Raw genomic sequence first — 20,575 nt, forward strand, 5'->3', positions numbered from 1 at the left:
CAAATATTAAATTTAAGGGGACTCAAGCATCAGGACTTGAGTTGAATATTCTGTAACTCACCATCAAAGGTTTCAATTAAACTTTTAATGGCAGGTTCCTGCTGTAATAACTCAACAGCCCGATGAAACGCCTTTTCCTTACGCATGACCTGCATGGTAAAAGGTGTTATCGAATCAATATCTTGATATTGCACATTAAACTGCGTATTCGGCCACTGTGACTTAAGTGCATCTTCCAACGCCTGCCTTAATTGTGACAACATGCCCTCGTATTTCTGCGGAATATGAAACACAGATGAGCCATTAATATGCCCCTGCATGATGCCATGCTGTGCCAACTCCTGGACGGCTGGCGAAAGTTCACTATTTCTAAACCAGTATTCCCATTTATCCAGATTCCACTCACCCTCCAAAACCTGTTCACGAAGTTTAAGAATATCTTGAGGCATGAGATTAGCTTGGTCTGCCAAATGCATCGTTTCAACCTGTTGAACTACATCAACCACAGGCATGGCAAATTGGTTGTCAATTTGCTGTTCCGTAGCAATAAATGTTTCTTCAAACAATTCAGGTTCAGCCTTAACGTTTGGCTCAGGTGCTTGATTGATGATTTGTGTAACTTCAGTTTGTTCTTCTACGGGAAAAATCAATACCTCATCTGATTCTTTGAATTCACTGGAATGAGCATTTTGCTGATGGATAGCTGAATGATCCAACCCAATCAGTTGCCCATCCGCTGCATCAAAAACCATAACATTTTCATTCTGAATAATGCGTTCAGGTTCAGGTTCAGGTTCAGGTTCAGGTTCAGGTTCAGGTTCAGGTTCAGGTTCAGGTTCAGGTTCAACACTAACCATTTCCTGCTGAACCACAAGCTGTTCTTCAACAATAGTAACTTGCTGCAATTGCTGAATTTCTGCTGGACTTGGCTCAGTTGAAACGACTTGCTGATGAGAAACTACAATATTTTGTGGGTTTGTGCCCCCAACAGTAATTTCACCAGCAGATAACGGTCTAAATGCGAGCAAACGCAAGACACACATTTCAAAACCTTGCTCTTGCGTGACTGCAAGTTGCAGATCAGATCGTCCCTTACATGCAATCTGATAGTAAAGCTGCAAATCCTGAGCAGAAATCAGTTTGGACAAATGTAGAATTTTTCGATTGATTTCTTCACTGTATTTCAAGGCAAGATCAGGCAGATACTGCAACAACGCCAACTCATGCAAGGTTGAAACCAACTGATCCAGAACCAGAGAAACATCTAAAGCCTGTTGCCTAAACTGCAACAACAACTGGCTGACATGCGCTTGTTGGTTGTGATGAATTGCTAAAATCAGGTCATAAATAATGGTTCGGTCAATCAGCCCCAGCATGTCTTTGACATCTTGATGATGTACAGCTCCCTGACCATAGGCAATGGCCTGATCCGTTAAAGACAGCGCATCACGTAATGAACCCTGTGCCGATTCAGCAATTTGCCAGATCGCATCCTGATCAGCTTCAATATGTTCTTTATTTAAAATAGCGGTTAAATGCGTGGTAATTTCATCAACAGCCAAAGGACGCAGGGTAAACTGCAAACAACGAGAAATCACCGTAATGGGTAATTTCTGTGGATCGGTGGTTGCAAACAAGAACTTCACATGCTCTGGCGGTTCTTCCAGCGTTTTTAATAAAGCATTAAATGAATGCGTTGAAAGCATGTGCACTTCGTCAATCAGGTAGACTTTGAAGCGACCCTGAGTTGGTGCATAAGGAACATTGTCCAGTAACTCACGGGTATCTTCAACTTTGGTACGTGACGCAGCATCAATCTCGATTAAATCAATGAAACGCCCTTCATTCACGGCCTTACAGGTGGCACAAACTTCACATGGGGTTGAGGTCACACCTGTTTCACAGTTCAGGCATTTGGCTAAAATACGGGCAATTGTGGTTTTACCCACACCACGCGTCCCTGTAAATAAATAAGCATGATGCAATCTTCCACGCTCCAATGCGCTGGTCAACGCACGGGAGACATGATTCTGCCCCACTAACTCATTGAAATTACGTGGACGGTATTTTCTTGCCAATACTTGATACATGGATACTCCTTATAGCCGCTTTAGCATACTGTGTTTTTAAGAAGCTGTGAATGAATCCCGAACTGATTGATCAAAATTAGGGTTTGTTGGCTGTGATACAAGGCTTGCACCGCCTTTCAACTCAAGGGACAATACACGTTATTGATTTATTTTCGGCTTCATCATCATGTCACAACCTTTAACGGTATTGGGCGGTATTACCGCAGAACAATTTTTAACTGAATACTGGCAAAAAAAACCACTGCTGGTGCGTAACGCAATGCCCGAAATTGTTGGGCTGATTGAACCTGATGATGTTAAGGAACTGGCATTGGAAGAGCACGTCAGCGCACGTTTGATCCGTCAAAAAAACAAGAACCCAAATGAATGGCACGTTAAATCCTCACCTTTAACCAGAGGTGATTTTCAAAAACTGCCAAATTTATGGACAATTTTAGTTCAAGCGATTGATCACTATTCCTTTGATATTTCAGAGCTTTGGAAAAAGTTTCCTTTTATTCCGCAATGGCGACGTGATGACATTATGGTGTCCTACGCACCCAAAGGCGGATCAGTTGGCAAACACTTCGACTTTTATGATGTTTTTCTGGTACAAGGACATGGTCATCGCCGCTGGCAGTTGGGTCAAATGTGTGACGAATCAACCGAGTTTGTGCCAGATCAACCTTTAAAATTATTGCCTGAAATGGATGTTCATTTTGATGAAGTTCTTGCACCAGGTGATTTACTTTATGTACCACCTGGACTTTCCCATTACGGTGTTGCGGAAGATGAATGCCTGACTTTTTCATTTGGTTTCCGTATGCCCAACCTCGCAGAAATGATGGATCGAATCAGTGACCAGTTTGCAGAAAATAGCTTACTGAAAAATCCCTTGCTGGATATTCCCCGCCAGCCTGCAACGACAATCGGTGAAATCAACGATAGCGAATTTAGCTATTTAAAAAACCAGTTACTCGATTATCTCTGTCAGGCGCCTGAATTTGATGCTGCAATTATGGCATATATGAGCGAAGTCAAATATCCAGACAATATTCCTGAACCAGAAGAAATTGAGGCAAATGACCTGATTGAAATCGTGGATGCAGGCTATGCACTGATGCTGGAACCAGCGATGAAACTACTTTACAGACAGCAAAATGGATCATTAGAGTTTTGGGCAAATGGCGAACCTGTTTGTGTTTCTAAAGCGTTTGAAAAACAACTACAGCACTTGGCCAATGGTAAAAGCCTGATATTTGATAAACAGTTGAATGATACTGAAATACGGGAAGAGATTGCCCAGTTGCTGAATGATGCCATTTTAATGCTGTTACCACCCAATTAAACTTGAAAAGTATAGCTATTAAATGAATCACTAAAAATGAGGGCCTGCAAAATATCAAAGGCCCTCATTAATCCAATACGACCCAAAAACCTGTTTTTGATAAGAGCTACATTTTATTCCTTGAATTAGAATAAGACTTACGCATTGACGGATTCAAAAAAGTATTAAACTAGTGGCTCTAGACTAGCAGAATACACGTAGACCACTTCAAAAGAAAAGTCATCTGAAAAGATGAACATAAAAAAGCCCTTGTAAAAAACAAGGGCTTTTTTTAATATTTGGCAGAGGATCAAGGACTCGAACCTTGACGAACGGTTTTGGAGACCGTCATGCTACCATTACACCAATCCTCTATAACAGCATGATCAAATCATAACGACTTAACCATAAAAAAAGCAAGTTATCCTTGCTTTTTAAATATGGTGGGGGCGAAGAGACTCGAACTCTTACACCTTGCGGCGCTGGAACCTAAATCCAGTGCGTCTACCAATTTCGCCACGCCCCCGATGGATGTGTATATTAGAGATAAACGTTTCTGATGACAAGCCCTTTTTATAAAAAACCATGCATCTGAAACTTAATGCTTTTTTAATATACAGATAAAAAATTACGGCAATAAAAAAGGGACTCCTAAAAAATCCCTTTTAAATTTGGCAGAGGATCAAGGACTCGAACCTTGACGAACGGTTTTGGAGACCGTCATGCTACCATTACACCAATCCTCTATAACAGCATGATCAAATCATAACGACTTAACCATAAAAAAAGCAAGTTATCCTTGCTTTTTAAATATGGTGGGGGCGAAGAGACTCGAACTCTTACACCTTGCGGCGCTGGAACCTAAATCCAGTGCGTCTACCAATTTCGCCACGCCCCCGATGGGTATGCATATTAGTGAGAAACATCCTTGATGACAAGTGTTTCTGTTAAAAAAACCAATCAAATGAACATATAATATTCAAATCAAGTATTTATGTTTATTTTTACAGCAAAATAGTCGAGTTTAGACAGTCTTTTGCCTCTGAAACAGACTTAAAACGCTGTTCAACCTGCTTCTGTATCAACCCATTCAGTAAGGGCAAAAAGTATTCAAGCTGTTTAGGAAGCTGGATATACAGTTGCTGGCAATGCAATACCGCCCATTCATGATAGGTTTTAGCTTGTAATTTTATTTGAGTCAGCCATTCATACAGAATAATACCAAAGGCATATAAATCACTCTGAACTGTTTTCCTTTCTGCATGAAAAAGCTCTGGCGCCATATAGTGCGGTGTGGCAGTTAAATTCTGGGTTGCATGAGGTGATTTAAAGCTCTGCTCAAAATCAATCAGCTTACAGCTATTTTCATAGCAACGAAAATGTTCAACTTTAAGGTCACCATGCACCCATCCTAGCTGGTGCATATTTTCCAGAGTTTCCAATGCCTTTAATATTTGCTGCTGAATTATTCCCACATCACTGGGCACACAGCTAAAGAAATTTTCGGTATCTACTAGAATTAGTCCTTGCCCACTTAAAGCAAGTTCATGAAACTGTGTAGATTGTTCAAATTGAATAATGCGGTGGGGAACAATGAATTGCTGTCTGGAGATTGAATTCTGCTGATAAAAATCCAATTCATGCAGAAAAGCATGTTCCAAAACGTGATAACTATGGGCCTGATGAAATTTAAGCCAATATTTTTGCTGTTCGATCTGGAATGTATATAAACGCCGTCCAAAGGCATAACTTTGGGGTTTGGTTTTTAATACAAGATCATCCAACGGAAGTTGCGAATCAAAGGTCCACGTAATAAAACTCATTCTGCTGCTTTTCTGCCTGTTTGCGCAATGATGCCAAACAATGTTCAATGGTTTTACCAATACGCGCATGGGTTTCAATAGAAGCGATTTTAGGCCAGGTCGCCCGTTCACCCTCCTGCTGCAAAATCTTAAACAACTTGGGACGAGGGTTCTTGAGCATATAACCATAGTGGCGCAGTCCATATTTGGCAATAATATTGACATCCCCATAATAGCGCTGTCCTAAAATACCATAACCATGATCCAGGGCACGGCGAATCGGGAAAAATCTTCCCACATAATGGCGGGTTAAATCCATCACATCCAGTGCAATGGTTTTACCCTGATGACGGATAATCCGCTCAGGCCAGCTCAACACATCATTACGATAACGCTGTAAGTCACTCTGCATAAATGGAACAATATGCGGATTCACCTGACTAGCAATGGTGTAGTTGATATTATACAAACGAGCCATTTTTTCTTGTGGAAAATCACTACGCATACTCCCATCCACCCATTTGGTGTTTGACATATAGGGCGTATGCTGTCCATCGTAGCGCTTGCTGGTCAGATGAACGGGTGGAAACAGAACAGGAACCGCGCAGGAAGCCATCACCGCACTCCAGACCAAAGCATTCGGCGCAGTCAAGGCATTGAGGATAAGCGGGTTTTGTGATGCATTGTAAGGTGCAACCGCAATATTGATATGCAGACCAGAACGCTGATACGCCTCTGCAAAGGTCAGGTCTCCCATATTGTGAATCAGGAATTTTTTAAGGTACATCACATCGGCAATACCGCCATGCCCCTTAATGAGTTCCATCACCTTTCTAAAACGAAATGCTTCATGAAAGAAATGCTTTCCTGTCAATAATTCTGGAATTTGATCAGCGGATGAGGTACCCAACATCCCCGTCATGATTGCGCCCGCACTTGAACCTGACAGCACTTTCGGCAACAGGTCCTGTTCCAGCAATGCCTTACACACCCCAGTATGAAACAGTCCCAGAGTTGCGCCACCAGAAAGCATCAAGGCAGGCTGACCATAGGCTTTCTGACATTCCTCAAAAAACTTAATTTTCTCCTTGAGCTGAAACGTTATACATTCGCTGGATGCCAAATAACGCAAACAGTCACTGACCTCATCCACATAATTTTCTATAATTTTTTTGGTGCCGATATACGTTTCAGCAAACAGCATGGGATGGCCAATATTGGCAAAATCGTAGGTTAGTCCATCCCTCAATATATAGATCAGGTCAAGGGTACGGTGATGCAGCCGATATCTTTTTAGCAGGTTGTAACGCCTGGATAAAACTTCAGCATCAAAATAAGGCGATTCATTGTCATATTTCCATACTTCCCTGCCTGATTCCTCGTCCAATTTGAGTGCAATTTCCCTCCATTCTTCATAAGAGCTGGCATGTTGTAATTGCTCCTGCAACATATCTATTCTATATGTTTGATATGTATCCTTTTTTTCTTGGACCTTATTTAGCATTCGTTATCCTGATGCGCATCATATTTTTCTAATCCTGCACTTATACAATGCAAAAACCTATTGTAATAATCAAGGGTAAAATCAGCTTATTTCCATATTCTTGATGATATTTTCTTTATTTTAACTATAGCAGTGATAGTATCCCTATTTATTGATCACTGAGTTTGGTTTGTATTTATGGCTATCCTTGATTTACCCGAATCTATTCTCCAGTCATTATCCAGTGTTTTAACACAGCTCCAGCAAGTCCTCCCTGCTCCAAGACAACCCACTGATTTTTCAGCAATTGCTTTTCGTTGGGAAAATCAGCAACTGGTCGCAATTCAACAAACTAAAAAAATGTATCTGGAAGATTTAAAAGGAATTGAACGCCAAAAAGACAAGATTATCCAAAATACCTTGCAGTTTTTAAATGGTTTCCCCGCCAATGATATTTTGCTGACAGGTTCCCGTGGTACAGGCAAATCCTCCATTGTACGTGCCCTGCTCACGGCGTACTCAGCACAGGGTTTACGCCTGATTGAAATTGAACGTGACGATTTATCAGATTTACCAAAAATTCAAAAACTGATTGCCGAGCGCCCAGAAAAGTTTATTGTCTATTGTGATGACCTGGCCTTTAATGCGGAAGATGAAAATTACCGTAGTTTAAAGAGTGTTTTGGACGGTTCGCTTCAATCTGGTTCAACCAACTTCGTTATTTATGCAACCAGTAACCGCCGCCACCTATTGCCTGAATTTATGCACGAAAATACACCAGTGCGCAAGGTTGATGTTCCGCAATATACTGAGTTGCATCCACAGGAAGCGATTGAAGAAAAAATCTCACTTTCTGATCGTTTTGGACTATGGCTTTCATTCTATCCAATGGATCAACAGCTCTATCTGGACATTGTGGAACATTATATTCGAAAAGCTGATCTGGAATATAATGACACAGTACGGGCTGAGGCACTGAGATGGTGTCAGGCACGAGGACAGCGTTCAGGCCGTGCGGCATATCAGTTCTCAAAACACTGGATCGGCTCGCAGCAATTAAAAATGGTATAATTACTCAAATAAAAAGCCATCAATTGATGGCTTTTTCATCTCAAAAATTTACGGTACTGCTTTTAAATCCAATCCATCAATAATATATAAAGTATTACTGTCAATTTTTTTCTTATCCTGATCTAAATATTTCTGCTCCAGAACACCATTAGTTACCCATAGTGCAAAGTCATCATCATTGATTAAACCTAAACGCTTATCATCAATCAGCCACAACCCTTCCATTTTATCATGAGGGAATTTGACTTTCTCAATCATATCTAAAACCAACGTTTTTGTTGGGGGTAAAATACCCTGTGTTTTTAACCCATCCCAACCTTTTGCTAAAACATATTGTTCTAAAGTCTGTCCATCAATAGTTAAACCCAGTTTAGCATCCTGTTTAATCTGAGCTGTTTCAGCAATATCTTCTAAATTGGTTGCATTACGCAAATCAATTTTATAAACACGTTTAAAAGCGCTTGGATTATCTCGATAAAAATCTCCATCTCGCTCTAAAACTAAAAAGCTGGTATTACTTAAAGCTGTAATTGCAGAGTTGGAATAAGCTTTTGCTCCACCTTCCTGTTTATATAAATATTGCTTCACCTTTTTAGTTTCTAGATCAATAGTTACAATACGGGTTAAGTCTGATTTATTCACTGCTGTTGTTGGATTATCCATCGTGGATTGCATAATCCCCACTAGGGTTTTCCCATCTGGTGTAATGGTTAAACCTTCCATACCACGATTCGGGCGGCGATTGGCAAATTCCGCAGGCAGTAAATAACCACCAATACGGCGGGTATCTTTTTCAAAAGCATTAATACGGTCTATTTCTACACCATTGGCATCATAATGAACAATATGTGGGCCATATTCATCACTCACCCAAAAGCTACCATCTTTCATGGCAACCAAACCTTCTGCATCTAGACCATATTCATCTGTTTGACGGCTTAATAATTTGCCATAAATGTCGTAAGCTGCTTCTTTGGTTGCACCAAAATTGGCATTAGGTAGGCCCGAAATATTTTGCCCATTACGATCCTTAAGTAAAATTTCCTTGATCTTTTTCAGTGTGCCATTGGTTTGTACTTCAAATAGACCAATACGCGGCACATATGCTGGATCAGGAAACATCTTGCCATTGTCTTTATTTAAGTTGTAATCGGCATTGGGGCCTCGATCTGTAATGGCATAAAATTGGTTTTTATTGGTTGGATGCGCCACCAGATCAGAACCGAAACCACCTTGTCTAAACTCAATGGTATTGCCTGCCTTTGCCCCATCTGCAATACCTTTCAGATGATCCATCACCTGATAAGTGAGCTGCACACCCCGAGCGAAAGCATTTTCTGTGATACAACTCGGCGTGGTTTGCTGAATTTCATCAGTCTCTAAAATTCCATTATTATTTTTATCTTGCCCTGTCAATTTAACTGTACCACCCAACCAGCAATCTCGATCGCCAAAGTTTAATGTCTGCTCGGTACTTAACATTTTTGCTGTATTTTGATTGTCATCATGGTCACTGCCACAGCCCATTAATGTAAAACTGGTAAGAATTGAAATCAATAATACTTTCTGCTTCATGATAATAGCTACCCCATAAAATTACTGCTGTAGCCTAATCTTCCGAAATGACAAAACCATGACCATTAAATGACAATTCATAAAATCATGTGATAACTGACCAAGCTTTTAATTACGGTCTATTGACATTTAAAACATGTACCTTGTTATCTCGCTCTTTTGGTGAGCCTACTGTTTAGGACAGCACCAATTTTTCAAATAGTGTATTTATTGAATTTTTTATATCAGTTTCCACTTGTTTATCATAACCTTCAACTAGAAATCGGCTAAATAAACCTTCAATCAGAGTATAGATCATAGTGGTTAATATCTCTTGATACTGATTTGCATTTATATGTTGATTAATCAGATTCCTCACCCATATTTTATGTTCTTTTGAAATTTGAATAATTTCATTATTTTCGGAATGTGATTCTGCAACAGCCCGTACAAATAGACAGCCTTTGAAATTATCTTCCTGAAACCACTTTAAATGCCAATCAATAATCTTATTGATGGCTTCCCGACCTGTAGCCTCAGCAACATAACTTTGGAGACTTTTTCTAAAACGAATATCTCTTAACTCCAAAACAGATTTAACCAACTGATTCTTATTTTTAAAATAAGTATACATTGTAGTTTTTGAGCATCCTGATTCATCCCGAATCAAATCTACGCCCACTCCAGCAAAACTACTTTCGTAAAAAAGCTTCTCTGCTGTATCTAAAATTTTGTTAGCTGATTTTGACATAAAAAATTTACCCAATAAAAATAGTACAGATCTGTACTATTTATAATTTTAGGATTATGATCAGCAAAAATCAAGATCAGAGGAAAAACAATGCGACCAATTCTCAATGGCAAAGAACATTTAGCACCTTTACCGCAATCGATTGATCTCATCAGAAGTTTTGTTGGGGGAAGTCTAAGTATTCTAGTGTTATTATTTTTAAGTCAATTTACCCATAATATCTTTATTATGGCACCTTTCGGAGCCACTTGTGTTCTATTATATGCCGCATCACATTCACCTTTGGCACAACCTCGAAATGTAATTTTAGGACATTTGGTCTCAGCATTTATTGGCTTATTATTTCTTAAATTTTTTGGTACACCCACCTTGAGCATCGCTCTTTCTGTCGGTTGTGCAATCGCAGCAATGCAACTTTTACGTTGTGTTCATCCACCCGCAGGTGCTAATCCATTGGTGATATTGCTAACTGCAAATACCATTCAATATCACTGGGGTTTCTTATTTTTCCCTGTGCTATCAGGTTCAATTGCATTGGTGTGTATTGCTTACTTAGTCAATAATCTTAAGTCAGAGAAGAAATGGCCTGTATATGGATTAGCTTTTATCCATAGTAAAAACAATCTTGAATAAATTGCTATCATTCTTCTTATTATTCAGAAATTAAATCTCGATGCAGAAAAATAAATTTTCTCTGCATCAATTTTTTTATTTTATAGATTATCAATATTCTTTTGCTAATTTTTCCAATGTGATAAGCATTTTTTTCACGATAGCTCTTTTATGTTGCAACATATTCTTGATATTCGCTGGATTGAAACCTGTCAGTTTTGCAATACCTCGGCTGGTCATGTATTCACCCGTTTTTTCAAAGTGCTTTTCACTTAACTCTGTTTTGGCATTAGAGAAACGAACTGCCAGCTTATAGTCATTAAACTCAGACCAGGCACCCGTTTTATATTCCTGAAAATCAAATTTATTCTGATGAGCAGGTTTGTCTCGAAGAATATTGTTCAAGCGATTGATCACAATTTTTTCTTCGCTGTCTTCTATTACTTGATAAAGTTCAGTTTCCTCAAAAGTTCGCCCTAAAGAAATATCCTTTCTAAACTGCTCAATCACTTTATCATTTTTTTCTTTATTTTCATTAGATTGGATAAGATTTAGAATCTTAAACAAAGACTCTAATCGACCACAGGTAAAAACATAAGAAATTTTCAACTTTTGAACTCCGCTAATGAGTTTTGGCTCATCAAAATAAATAATTTATCCAATACTTTAACACAATAGCGTTGATTCCAAGCCATTGCCATGTATATAAATAATGGTTTGATTTTTAAATAAAATAAGAACGTAAACCGACCTAAACCCTATCAACCAACAAGAATCATCAATTCAATTTTCAGGTTGGTTGCAACTCAGTCATCGGCCATCTTGGCGTTGTAGTGACAGCCAAACCATCATGCTGCCCAGCCTTTAAACGTTGATAACCTGCGAATGCAATCATTGCGCCATTATCGGTACATAAGGCAGGTTCAGCATAATAAACCTGCGCCTTAATTTTTTTCAGTGAGGTTTCCAATTGCTCACGTAAACGCAAATTTGCACTCACCCCACCTGCAATCACCAAACGCTTTAAACCTGTTTGCTTTAAGGCTTTAACCGATTTTTTAACCAATGTATCGACAATTGCTTCCTGAAAAGAGGCAGCAACGTCAGCATCACGGTTTTCTTCACCCAGTTTTTTTAACTGCACAGAAACCGCTGTCTTTAAACCACTAAATGAAAAATCCAAACCTTGATGCAACATTGGACGAGGAAACTCAAATGCCAGGGCATCCCCTTGCAATGCAAGTTTTGCGATGTTTGGCCCACCTGGATAAGGTAGCTTCATCATTTTTGCGACTTTATCAAAGGCTTCACCTGCTGCATCGTCAATTGACTCACCCAGTAATTCATATTGACCAATACCGTAGGCTGCCATCAACTGTGTATGTCCACCAGACACCAATAATGCAACAAATGGAAATTCTGGGGGAGTCTCTGAAAGTAATGGTGCAAGCATATGCCCTTCCATGTGATGTACACCAATTGCAGGCTTATTAAAGGCAAATGCTAAAGTACGACCAAACAATGCGCCTGTCATCAAGGCACCCATGAGTCCTGGACCACGCGTATAGGCAACCGCATCAATTTGGTTTTTCTGAACACCACTTTGTTCAAGCAGTTGATTGATCAGGGGAATCATTTTACGGACATGGTCACGCGAAGCCAGTTCAGGCACAACACCGCCATATTCGGCATGCAGTTTGATTTGGCTATACAAAACCTGTCCACGCAAGCCGAGTTCACTATCATAGAGTGCCAACCCAGTTTCATCACACGAAGTTTCCAAGCCCAAAACAATCATTTAACTGCCTTTACATCGTTTAAAAATAATGTCGGGGCTATTATAGACTTGTGATCTGAGTTGTAAATGAGTAAAATACTGACCTTCACTTGTGATCTGGCGTAATGGTACGTTAGATCTATCCCATCATCTTAGAGGATTTTACATGCCACAAGTTAAATTGAAAGAAGGCGAACCAGTAGACGTAGCTATCCGTCGTTTCAAGCGTTCATGCGAAAAAGCGGGTGTTTTAGCTGACGTTCGTAAGCGTGAGTTCTATGAAAAACCAACTCAGGAACGTAAGCGCAAAAAAGCTGCTGCAGTTAAGCGTTATCAAAAGAAATTGACTCGCGAATCTGTACGTACTACTCGCCTTTACTAATTAATTTGTGATTGACTGCTGATATGACCACTTTAAAAGACCAGATTACCGACGTATTAAAATCATCTATGCGTGCCAAAGACATGGCAACGGTAACGGTTATTCGTGGTGTACAGGCAGCGATTAAGCAAATCGAAGTCGATGAACGCATTGAGCTTGACGATGCTCAGGTTCTTGCGGTCATTGAAAAGCAAATTAAACAACGTAAAGAATCGATCAAGGCCTTTTCTGGTGCTGGTCGAGATGATTTAGCTAGTAAGGAACAAGCCGAAGTTGAGGTTATTTCTCAATTTCTACCAGCCGCTATGACTGAGGAAGAACTTGATTCTATCATTGAGCAAACGATTGCTGCTCAAGAAGCTACTAGCATGAAAGATATGGGTAAGGTGATGAATTCTCTACGTCCGATCATAGCCGGACGTGCCGATCCTGCACAAGTTTCTGCCAAAATTAAAGCAAAATTAAGCTAATTAGCTTAAATCCTCTTTATTTATATCCGCTATTTATTTCTAAATTGGATTCATTTTTAACAATGAACCCAAAGTTTTTCGACTATTTAAAATCACACTGAACATTATATTTAGCAAGCATCTGCATCTCTTTAGACTCAACCACTTGTTTAATTAAATCCTGCCTGCTCATATTCGCATATTGCGGTGGTAATGATGAACGGTTTTGTTCAATTGCACCTGACATATCCTGAATATAACGCTGGTTAATGCCACAATATTTAGCTTGTTGCTCAGGACTAAATTGAGTGAGCTGAGGGTCTAGGCTACGCAAGAATCCACGCAAGTCCTGTGCATAGCTTTCCCTGATTTTATGTACAGCATTGACATATTGCTCAATGGATGCAGCAAAACTGTTCCCCATACAACCCGTCATCAAAATAATAAAAACAAACTTCTTCATAAATCTTTTAACTTCATCAATGAATATGACTTATCACTAGCATTTTATCTTAATTCAATAAAATCTGGCTTATGTTCAGTAAAAAATTCTTCTTTCGGTGCTGGAAGATGCCCCTCCGTCACCGCTCCCAAACGCAAGCGGATGATATTCGGTAAATCGGTACGATAAGAATAGATTGGACTGGCACAATGTTGTGCAATAACACAAAATACTATTTTCGATTTCCCCACATAGACACTGCCCTTTAATCATTTCTATTTCTCCTAATTTTTAAATTTTCATACGGCGATCATCTTGCATCTGTTTCAAGCGTGAGTCAATTTTTGCTGACATTGCCAAGTTACCTTTTGCCAAACGTTGGGCATGTAGCATGGATTTAATCGCATTTTCTTCATAACCAGACCAATATTCAGCTTCCGCACGATAGCACAACACATTTACCGCTTGCAGTGGTGAACTTTTATCCAGATTAGTCGCCTGCTGTAAAAGCTGCCATCCCTGTATATCACGCTGATTTTTTCTTATAAAGCGCTGTACCAGAGTTTGTGCCTGATCAATCTTGCCTTGGCGGATTAAAACCTCAACCAATTTATAGGATAAAGCCCGATTTTCAGGCATGGTTTTTTGTAGTGAACTGATGCTGTCATATGCCTGATCGAACTTGTTTTGTCCCAGATAAATATCGGTTTGAATCAGGGGAACAAGGATATGCGATTTTAATTTTATCTTGACCAGATCAAGGTTGGACTGTGCCTGAGTATAGTCTCCCTGCATCAGATAAAACTTGCTAAGCGCCAATAAGCCCGCGATATTCTTCTGATTGGCCAGTGCCTGTAACTGGATTTCTGTCGCCTGATTTGAGACAACCTGTGTGTACCATTTTAATATGTCAAAATCGAGATCATAGATTTTAGACTTGACTTGAGGCAACTGATTGGCACGTAACCGCGCCTCACTCATACGTTCTGTAGTAAGTGGATGGGTAAGCCAGAAATCAGGCAAAAAACTAACTCGACTGGTTGCCCGATGCATGGTTTCAAAATAATCAGCCATGCTTTGTGGATTATAGCCTGCCGCGTACATAAACTGCATGCCGATACGGTCAGCCTCACGTTCCTGATTCCGACTATAGCTGAGTTGCTTGTCCATTAAGGCAGCCTGCGTTCCAAGCATGACGGCGGAACCCACATCACTATCTGCCTGTGAGGCAATCGCAGCCCCGACAATAATACCAGCCAAGGCCAATAGCCCCTGTCCCTTAAATGCCTCTTGCGAACGGCTATAATGTCGTTGAGCAACGTGTGCTATTTCGTGCGCCATTACCCCTGCAATCTCATCAAGATTTTTTGCTGAGGTAATGAGTCCCGTATTGAGTGCAAATAAGCCACCTGGTACGGCAAATGCATTGATCTGGGGGTCTTTAATAATCACCAGTCCAATCGGTTGCCCTAGTTGGGTTTGGCTTAAAATACCTGAGAATACCTGTAGAAATTGATCTTCTAGCCATGCATCCTGAATGGTGGGCATCTGGCGATGCACTTCACGATATACCTTTTCACCAATGAGCTTTTCTTTTTGTTGATCAAGCAAACCAATACCGCTTCCAATGTCAGGCACTTCTGTTTGACCCATATTTTGCGTAGGCAAAAAAATCTGGGTATGGCTGAGTTGGGTGGTGGCAAAAAGGCCACATGCGAGCAATAAAGATCTCAAGTGGTTTCTCTAAGGTATGAATAAAAAATGACTATAGCATTGAAAATAGGAGAAATTTGCAACGAAGTGTTATAAAAGGCAGGAAAATCCCGCCTTAGTTTATATTTTTGAAATCAACCAAACTATTTGTTATTCGCATAGCGTTGGTCAACGCTAAATTTTTCAGGATGCTTTGCATTGATTTCGGCATAAAACGCCATGATCTCCGCCATATCCTGTTCATAGTTTCCTGTTGGATAGACAATTTTTCCAACCCCTGTTTTTTTCTTGGCATAATCCATATAGGCTAAAGCAATCGGTACGCCTGCCGTCATGGCGACATGGTAAAAACCCGTTTTCCACTGCTCCTGTTTTGCCCGTGTCCCCTCTGGTGTCACCAGCATCACCAATTTAGGATGCGTTTTAAACAGGTCACTCATCAGTTGAACCATGCTTGGACGTTCCTGCCCCGCTTGCTTCACACTACGGTCGATCCCAATACCGCCCATTGCACGAACAAAAGGGCCAAATGGCAGTTTCATGTAACTGTCTTTAATGGTCAGACGTACATTGACACCCAATGCCTTCAATCCCAGACGCGCATATAAAGCATCCCAGTTGCTGGTATGTGGGGCGGCAATCATGACACACTGGTCCACATCTAGGTCCCAGTGATTATCCAGTTCCCACCCCATTAAATTTAAACTTTTCTCAGCCAATTTCTCAAACACAAGCAGACACCCCAAAATAAATTACAAAGGGCGCAAGTGTATCAATATTCACCAGTTTAAAAAAATGCTGTAGATGAATAATTCAGCAATCAAGTTGTAAGCATTTATTCAAATTTTGGATTGACGAGATAACGGGGTGTACGATCTTCTAAAGCATCAATTAGATTCTGATAGGCCAGATCGACCATTTTCTTGCGCGTTTCGACAGTAGCTGAACCAATATGCGGTGCAGTCACAACATTTGCCAGTTCAAATAATGCAGAGCTTTGCAATGGTTCTTTGGCATATACATCCAAACCCGCAGCAAAGATTTTATTTTGCTGCAACGCATCAATAAGCGCATTTTCATCAACCACCGAACCACGCGCAATATTGATGAATACAGCATGTTTCTGCATCAGGTCAAACTGTGCCTCTCCAATCAGTGCCTGTGAATCATGATTTAAGTCAACCGCAACCACAATAAAGTCAGACTGCTGTAGAAGCTGGTCTAAATTACGATATTGCGCATTGAAAGCCTGGGCCACCTCAATTTTTTCACGGCGGTTATGGTACAGAATATTCATGTTAAAGCCATAAAAGCCACGTCTTGCAATGGCTGCGCCAATATGGCCCAGACCAATGATTCCCAGCGTTTTACCAAATACATCCACACCAAATTGTTCAGTCGAAACGGTACGCTTCCATTGCCCCTGTTTGGTCCATGCATCCAGTTGTGGAATCTTACGTGCTGCACTCAAAAGTAAGCTAAAGGCTAAATCGGCGGTGGTTTCGGTAAGCACATGCGGGGTATTTGCCAGCCAGATTTTTCGCTGATTCAGATAATCCACATCATAATTATCATAACCAACGGAGACGGTCGAAATAATCTTGAGTTTTTGTGCAGGTGCCAGATTGCTTTCATTGAGTAAACGTCCTGCACCAATCATGGCATCGGCATCAACCACTTCAGTACGGATTTGCTCATTGATCTCACCGAGTTTTGGGTTGAGCACTACCACCTGATAATTTTGCTGTAACCGTGCTAGAACATCTTGATCTATTTGACTGAATACGACAACTTTCTTCATTGTTACAATTCCGATCTTTTATTGCATCAGTTGCCACAGTCGTCTTTTTAATAAAGGCTGGGCAATCATTTCTTCTAAACTTGCTAAATGTAGAATATTAGAGTGCTGGATAAAATCGAGATGACCTAGACATAGAATCTTTTTATTCATGGCAGTCGCATCCAGAAAGCCCTGAATATAGGAGGGCAAGCCGCGGCTTTCCTGAAAATCAGCCAATGGAAAAGGCCATTTTAACTCGGCATACTGCCCCAGTTTCGCTTTCTGAATATTGTGCCAGAGTTGTTGCTGTGTTTCATTGAATCGACTGCTTTCCACTAAAATTGCACAGCTTTCCAGAATATACATTTGCAACTCAAAGCTTTGAACCTGTGTTGTGACAATAACCTGCTCTTTGTCAGGCATCATCTCAACAGCCTTGGGTTTTACAATGATTTCAATATTATCCTGCGGTTCAACCATCGTGATCGGCTGAACAGGCTCAGGCTTTATTTGCAGCTCAGGCTTGTTTTGTGCTGGCGTTTCGAATTGTATTGGCAAGGACTGAATCTGTTCAGCCTCTTGATCTCGCCATAAGCTCGGCGCGATATTTTTTTCGCATACGACCTCTCGAGGAATCCAAACATCTATTCCCAAAGTTACCAATATGTTTCGCTGCCGCCCGATCATCTTCGCTATTTATTCCTTTCATCTATCAAGATGTGTCATGTTAAAAGTATTTATAACATTACATTCAATTCCTCATAGTCTAGCATAAACCACTCCACCCTAAATGGCTTGCTTTTGTGCAATCACATCATTGGCAAGGGCAACTTCTTACACGCTGTTGGATAAACAGCTCTAGATAATTTGAATATGCCTATATCAAATCCATGAATAAATAAAAAACCGAGTTAATCGCTTAACTCGGTTGAGTATCCATTATTAAATCAGTCTTATTTCTTCTCGACCTTGAAACTATCCTTTAAATCAAGAATACGGTTAAATACAGGTTTTGCAAGAACATGATCATGCTGGTCTGCCACAAAATAACCTTCACGTTCAAACTGGAAACGATCTTCTGGTTTTGCCTGTGCCAAAGCTGGTTCAATCACCGCTTGAACGATTTTTAATGATTCAGGATTTAGATTTGCCAGGAAATCATCATCGGCATCAGGTGCAGCTGCGGTAAATAAACGATCGTAAATACGAACTTCGGCTGGAATACCTTTTGTTGCCGATACCCAATGAATCACGCCTTTTACTTTACGCCCTTCAGGATTCTTACCTAAAGTTTCAGGGTCAATTGAGCACTTCAATTCAACCACTTCACCGTTGGCATCCTTAATGACTTCATCACATTTAATCACATAGGCATGGCGTAAACGCACTTCACCCTCTGGAATTAAACGTTTGAAACCTTTTGGTGGCACTTCTTCAAAGTCTTTACGGTCAATATAGATTTCACGTGTCAAGGGAATCACGCGCTCGCCCATATCAACGTTTGGATGACGTGCATGGGTTAAATCGAGTTCTTCTGGCAAATTAGTCAAGGTGACCTTGAGTGGATTAAGCACCGCCATACCACGTGCTGCGGTGTTTTCAAGAGACTGGCGAATACAGAACTCCAGCATAGCCACATCCACAATACCATCGGTTTTTGACACACCCACACGCTTACAGAAATCACGCAAGCCCTCTGGGGTAAAACCACGACGACGCATCCCCACCACAGTTGGCATACGCGGATCATCCCAACCATTGACATAACTCCCCTCAACCAGCTTACGCAGCTTGCGTTTAGATGTGATGGTATAGTCAATGTTTAAACGCGATGATTCGTATTGGCGTGGCACAGCCTGAGAGTGCACTTTCTCAATCACCCAGTCATAGAACGGACGATGGTCCTGAAACTCCAGGGTACAGAGTGAATGGGTAATACCCTCAATTGCATCAGACAATGGATGAGCATAGTCATACATTGGATACATTTTCCACTTGTCACCTGTCTGGTGGTGTTCTGAGTGCAACACACGATAAAGGATTGGATCACGCATGTGTACATTCGGGCTTGCCATATCAATTTTGGCACGTAAAACCGCTTTACCCTCGCCCAATTCACCATTACGCATCTGCTCAAAACGAGACAGGTTTTCTTCCACCGTCGCATCACGGTATGGCGAATTTTTACCTGGCTCCACAAAGCTACCGCGGTTCAACTTGATTTCTTCAGGTGTCTGCAAATCCACATAGGCATCGCCTTGTTCAATCAATTGAATAGCCCATGCATAAAGCTGGTCAAAGTAGCTTGAAGCATAGCGAGGTTCACCATTCCAGTGAAAACCCAGCCATTTCACATCGTTGGCAATGCCATCCACATATTCCTGCTCTTCAGCATCAGGGTTGGTATCGTCAAAACGCAGGTTACATACGCCGTCAAACTCTTCGGCAATACCAAAGTTCAAACAAATTGCTTTGACATGGCCGATATGCAGATAACCATTTGGTTCAGGTGGAAAACGTGTCACCACTTTCTGGGTGCGGCCATCTTTTAAATCATCGGTAATCACCTGACGTATAAAGTCCAAGCCTGCCTGTTGTTCTTGCTGCGCAGCATCGACAGAGGCATGAGTATTCGGTGTCGGGGTCTTTGGCAGGTCTGAAACAACATCATTTGGCTTCATAGGGTGTAAATCACTTCTTACGGTAAAAAAATAGAACATAAAAACGCAATCTTTGCTTTTTATCAAAGATTTTAACGTTTTTTACTTGCCTTGTAGTTTACAGTTTGCTTATGCTTCTCTCAACCAAAAACCCATGGTCACAAGCCCATGTTTAGGAGATTAATGTAATGAGTTTTCCTCAAGTCGAATTAAATACCAATAAAGGTCGTATTGTTCTTGAGCTTAACGCTGAAAAAGCGCCAAAAACGGTTGAAAATTTCTTAGAATATGTACGTGACGGTTTCTATGACGGTGTGATTTTCCACCGTGTGATTGATGGTTTTATGATCCAGGGCGGTGGCATGGACGAAAACTTCAAAGAAAAGGCAACTCGTGATTCAATCGAAAATGAAGCAGACAACGGCTTAAGCAATGATGAAGGCACCATTGCAATGGCACGCACCCAGGCGCCTCACTCTGCATCTGCCCAATTCTTCATCAACGTTAAAAACAACTCTTTCCTGAACCATACAGCACCAACTGCACAAGGCTGGGGTTATGCGGTATTTGGTAAGGTTGTTGAAGGCATGGACGTTGTAAATGCAATTAAAGGCGTACGTACAGGTAACCGTGGTTATCACGCAGATGTTCCTTTAGAGAACGTCGTGATTGAATCTGCTAAAATTATCTCTGAATAATTTGA

General features: G+C 40.7%; 18 protein-coding genes, 4 tRNA genes and 2 pseudogenes. 6 read left to right on the top strand and 18 right to left on the bottom strand.

Annotated elements, in window-relative coordinates:
- Positions 1 to 29: 29 nt before the first annotated feature.
- Positions 30 to 2,090, bottom strand: a complete 2,061-nt coding sequence (dnaX, locus tag F967_RS08585; RefSeq protein ID WP_004777235.1) for a DNA polymerase III subunit gamma/tau — start codon at positions 2,088 to 2,090, stop codon at positions 30 to 32.
- Between the two features lie 166 nt (positions 2,091 to 2,256).
- On the opposite strand from dnaX, the gene F967_RS08590 reads away from it, so the two are divergent.
- Positions 2,257 to 3,417, top strand: coding sequence for a ribosomal protein uL16 3-hydroxylase (locus F967_RS08590; RefSeq protein ID WP_004761447.1), 1,161 nt, complete (start codon positions 2,257 to 2,259; stop codon positions 3,415 to 3,417).
- A gap of 279 nt (positions 3,418 to 3,696) precedes the next feature.
- Here the strand turns inward: F967_RS08590 and F967_RS08595 are convergent.
- From F967_RS08595 to F967_RS08620, 6 genes are all read right to left on the bottom strand, one after another.
- Positions 3,697 to 3,770 (bottom strand) — tRNA-Trp (locus F967_RS08595).
- Between the two features lie 67 nt (positions 3,771 to 3,837).
- Positions 3,838 to 3,922: transfer RNA gene (locus F967_RS08600), tRNA-Leu, on the bottom strand.
- A 146-nt stretch (positions 3,923 to 4,068) separates the two neighbouring features.
- A tRNA-Trp gene (locus F967_RS08605) sits at positions 4,069 to 4,142 on the bottom strand.
- Between the two features lie 67 nt (positions 4,143 to 4,209).
- A tRNA-Leu gene (locus F967_RS08610) sits at positions 4,210 to 4,294 on the bottom strand.
- Positions 4,295 to 4,400: 106 nt separating this feature from the next.
- Positions 4,401 to 5,219 carry a protein kinase domain-containing protein gene (locus F967_RS08615; RefSeq protein ID WP_004799343.1) on the bottom strand — a complete coding sequence of 273 codons (819 nt, stop codon included), beginning with the start codon at positions 5,217 to 5,219 and terminating at the stop codon, positions 4,401 to 4,403.
- Complete coding sequence (locus F967_RS08620; RefSeq protein WP_004799344.1) at positions 5,194 to 6,702, bottom strand: DUF3336 domain-containing protein; 1,509 nt, start codon at positions 6,700 to 6,702, stop codon at positions 5,194 to 5,196. The genes F967_RS08615 and F967_RS08620 overlap by 26 nt, the downstream gene beginning before the upstream one ends.
- Positions 6,703 to 6,879: 177 nt before the next feature.
- Between F967_RS08620 and F967_RS08625 the strand changes: the two genes are divergently transcribed.
- Positions 6,880 to 7,752, top strand: coding sequence for an ATP-binding protein (locus tag F967_RS08625; protein WP_004799347.1), 873 nt, complete (start codon positions 6,880 to 6,882; stop codon positions 7,750 to 7,752).
- Positions 7,753 to 7,800: 48 nt separating this feature from the next.
- Here F967_RS08625 and F967_RS08630 read toward each other — a convergent pair whose 3' ends face one another.
- Both F967_RS08630 and F967_RS08635 read right to left on the bottom strand, forming a co-directional pair.
- The gene (locus tag F967_RS08630) at positions 7,801 to 9,327 is read right to left on the bottom strand and encodes an esterase-like activity of phytase family protein (protein WP_004799350.1); all 1,527 of its coding nucleotides are present in this window, start codon (positions 9,325 to 9,327) and stop codon (positions 7,801 to 7,803) included.
- Between the two features lie 175 nt (positions 9,328 to 9,502).
- The gene (locus F967_RS08635) at positions 9,503 to 10,057 is read right to left on the bottom strand and encodes a TetR/AcrR family transcriptional regulator (protein ID WP_004757788.1); all 555 of its coding nucleotides are present in this window, start codon (positions 10,055 to 10,057) and stop codon (positions 9,503 to 9,505) included.
- Positions 10,058 to 10,147: 90 nt separating this feature from the next.
- Here F967_RS08635 and F967_RS08640 point away from each other — a divergent pair, with 90 nt between their 5' ends.
- On the top strand, positions 10,148 to 10,690 hold the full coding sequence (locus tag F967_RS08640) for an HPP family protein (protein WP_004757786.1): 543 nt from the start codon (positions 10,148 to 10,150) through the stop codon (positions 10,688 to 10,690).
- Positions 10,691 to 10,780: 90 nt separating this feature from the next.
- On the opposite strand, the gene F967_RS08645 is transcribed toward F967_RS08640, so the two are convergent.
- Positions 10,781 to 11,278, bottom strand: a complete 498-nt coding sequence (locus F967_RS08645; RefSeq protein WP_004677046.1) for a hypothetical protein — start codon at positions 11,276 to 11,278, stop codon at positions 10,781 to 10,783.
- Between the two features lie 181 nt (positions 11,279 to 11,459).
- The gene (tsaD, locus tag F967_RS08650) at positions 11,460 to 12,467 is read right to left on the bottom strand and encodes a tRNA (adenosine(37)-N6)-threonylcarbamoyltransferase complex transferase subunit TsaD (protein WP_004682440.1); all 1,008 of its coding nucleotides are present in this window, start codon (positions 12,465 to 12,467) and stop codon (positions 11,460 to 11,462) included.
- A 145-nt stretch (positions 12,468 to 12,612) separates the two neighbouring features.
- Here tsaD and rpsU point away from each other — a divergent pair, with 145 nt between their 5' ends.
- Positions 12,613 to 12,828, top strand: coding sequence for a 30S ribosomal protein S21 (rpsU, locus tag F967_RS08655; protein WP_004652785.1), 216 nt, complete (start codon positions 12,613 to 12,615; stop codon positions 12,826 to 12,828).
- A gap of 23 nt (positions 12,829 to 12,851) precedes the next feature.
- A complete protein-coding gene (locus tag F967_RS08660; protein WP_004677044.1) occupies positions 12,852 to 13,298 on the top strand; it encodes a GatB/YqeY domain-containing protein in 447 nt (148 codons plus the stop codon).
- 82 nt (positions 13,299 to 13,380) lie between these two features.
- On the opposite strand, the gene F967_RS08665 is transcribed toward F967_RS08660, so the two are convergent.
- The 7 genes and pseudogenes from F967_RS08665 to F967_RS08695 form a co-directional block, all read right to left on the bottom strand.
- Complete coding sequence (locus F967_RS08665; protein WP_004677043.1) at positions 13,381 to 13,740, bottom strand: hypothetical protein; 360 nt, start codon at positions 13,738 to 13,740, stop codon at positions 13,381 to 13,383.
- Positions 13,741 to 13,784: 44 nt separating this feature from the next.
- Positions 13,785 to 13,992, bottom strand: a pseudogene (locus F967_RS08670) (hypothetical protein).
- A gap of 18 nt (positions 13,993 to 14,010) precedes the next feature.
- Positions 14,011 to 15,393, bottom strand: a complete 1,383-nt coding sequence (locus tag F967_RS08675; RefSeq protein WP_228127280.1) for a M48 family metalloprotease — start codon at positions 15,391 to 15,393, stop codon at positions 14,011 to 14,013.
- A 182-nt stretch (positions 15,394 to 15,575) separates the two neighbouring features.
- Positions 15,576 to 16,163 (bottom strand): 1-acyl-sn-glycerol-3-phosphate acyltransferase, encoded by a 588-nt coding sequence (locus F967_RS08680; protein ID WP_004799355.1) that lies wholly within the window; start codon positions 16,161 to 16,163, stop codon positions 15,576 to 15,578.
- 104 nt (positions 16,164 to 16,267) lie between these two features.
- Positions 16,268 to 17,233, bottom strand: coding sequence for a 2-hydroxyacid dehydrogenase (locus F967_RS08685; protein WP_004799357.1), 966 nt, complete (start codon positions 17,231 to 17,233; stop codon positions 16,268 to 16,270).
- 18 nt (positions 17,234 to 17,251) lie between these two features.
- Positions 17,252 to 17,632, bottom strand: a pseudogene (locus tag F967_RS14745) (hypothetical protein); the annotation flags it as partial.
- Between the two features lie 533 nt (positions 17,633 to 18,165).
- Positions 18,166 to 19,893, bottom strand: a complete 1,728-nt coding sequence (locus F967_RS08695; RefSeq protein WP_034431244.1) for a glutamine--tRNA ligase/YqeY domain fusion protein — start codon at positions 19,891 to 19,893, stop codon at positions 18,166 to 18,168.
- A 167-nt stretch (positions 19,894 to 20,060) separates the two neighbouring features.
- Here F967_RS08695 and F967_RS08700 point away from each other — a divergent pair, with 167 nt between their 5' ends.
- Entirely contained in the window at positions 20,061 to 20,570 is a 510-nt protein-coding gene (locus tag F967_RS08700) for a peptidylprolyl isomerase (RefSeq protein WP_004677029.1), read from the top strand.
- Positions 20,571 to 20,575 lie beyond the last annotated feature (5 nt).

Source organism: Acinetobacter sp. CIP 102637 (assembly GCF_000368425.1).
Lineage (GTDB): Bacteria > Pseudomonadota > Gammaproteobacteria > Pseudomonadales > Moraxellaceae > Acinetobacter > Acinetobacter parvus.

Excerpts from the sequence above, each read along its gene's own strand:
- F967_RS08635 (WP_004757788.1), bottom strand. The coding sequence starts at position 10,057 with ATGTCAAAATCAGCTAACAAAATTTTAGATACAGCAGAGAAGCTTTTT.
- F967_RS08590 (WP_004761447.1), top strand. The coding sequence starts at position 2,257 with ATGTCACAACCTTTAACGGTATTGGGCGGTATTACCGCAGAACAATTT.
- F967_RS08700 (WP_004677029.1), top strand. The coding sequence starts at position 20,061 with ATGAGTTTTCCTCAAGTCGAATTAAATACCAATAAAGGTCGTATTGTT.
- F967_RS08615 (WP_004799343.1), bottom strand. The coding sequence starts at position 5,219 with ATGAGTTTTATTACGTGGACCTTTGATTCGCAACTTCCGTTGGATGAT.
- F967_RS08660 (WP_004677044.1), top strand. The coding sequence starts at position 12,852 with ATGACCACTTTAAAAGACCAGATTACCGACGTATTAAAATCATCTATG.
- F967_RS08695 (WP_034431244.1), bottom strand. The coding sequence starts at position 19,893 with ATGAAGCCAAATGATGTTGTTTCAGACCTGCCAAAGACCCCGACACCG.
- F967_RS08685 (WP_004799357.1), bottom strand. The coding sequence starts at position 17,233 with ATGAAGAAAGTTGTCGTATTCAGTCAAATAGATCAAGATGTTCTAGCA.
- F967_RS08630 (WP_004799350.1), bottom strand. The coding sequence starts at position 9,327 with ATGAAGCAGAAAGTATTATTGATTTCAATTCTTACCAGTTTTACATTA.
- F967_RS08620 (WP_004799344.1), bottom strand. The coding sequence starts at position 6,702 with ATGCTAAATAAGGTCCAAGAAAAAAAGGATACATATCAAACATATAGA.
- F967_RS08665 (WP_004677043.1), bottom strand. The coding sequence starts at position 13,740 with ATGAAGAAGTTTGTTTTTATTATTTTGATGACGGGTTGTATGGGGAAC.
- tsaD (WP_004682440.1), bottom strand. The coding sequence starts at position 12,467 with ATGATTGTTTTGGGCTTGGAAACTTCGTGTGATGAAACTGGGTTGGCA.
- dnaX (WP_004777235.1), bottom strand. The coding sequence starts at position 2,090 with ATGTATCAAGTATTGGCAAGAAAATACCGTCCACGTAATTTCAATGAG.
- F967_RS08625 (WP_004799347.1), top strand. The coding sequence starts at position 6,880 with ATGGCTATCCTTGATTTACCCGAATCTATTCTCCAGTCATTATCCAGT.
- F967_RS08640 (WP_004757786.1), top strand. The coding sequence starts at position 10,148 with ATGCGACCAATTCTCAATGGCAAAGAACATTTAGCACCTTTACCGCAA.
- rpsU (WP_004652785.1), top strand. The coding sequence starts at position 12,613 with ATGCCACAAGTTAAATTGAAAGAAGGCGAACCAGTAGACGTAGCTATC.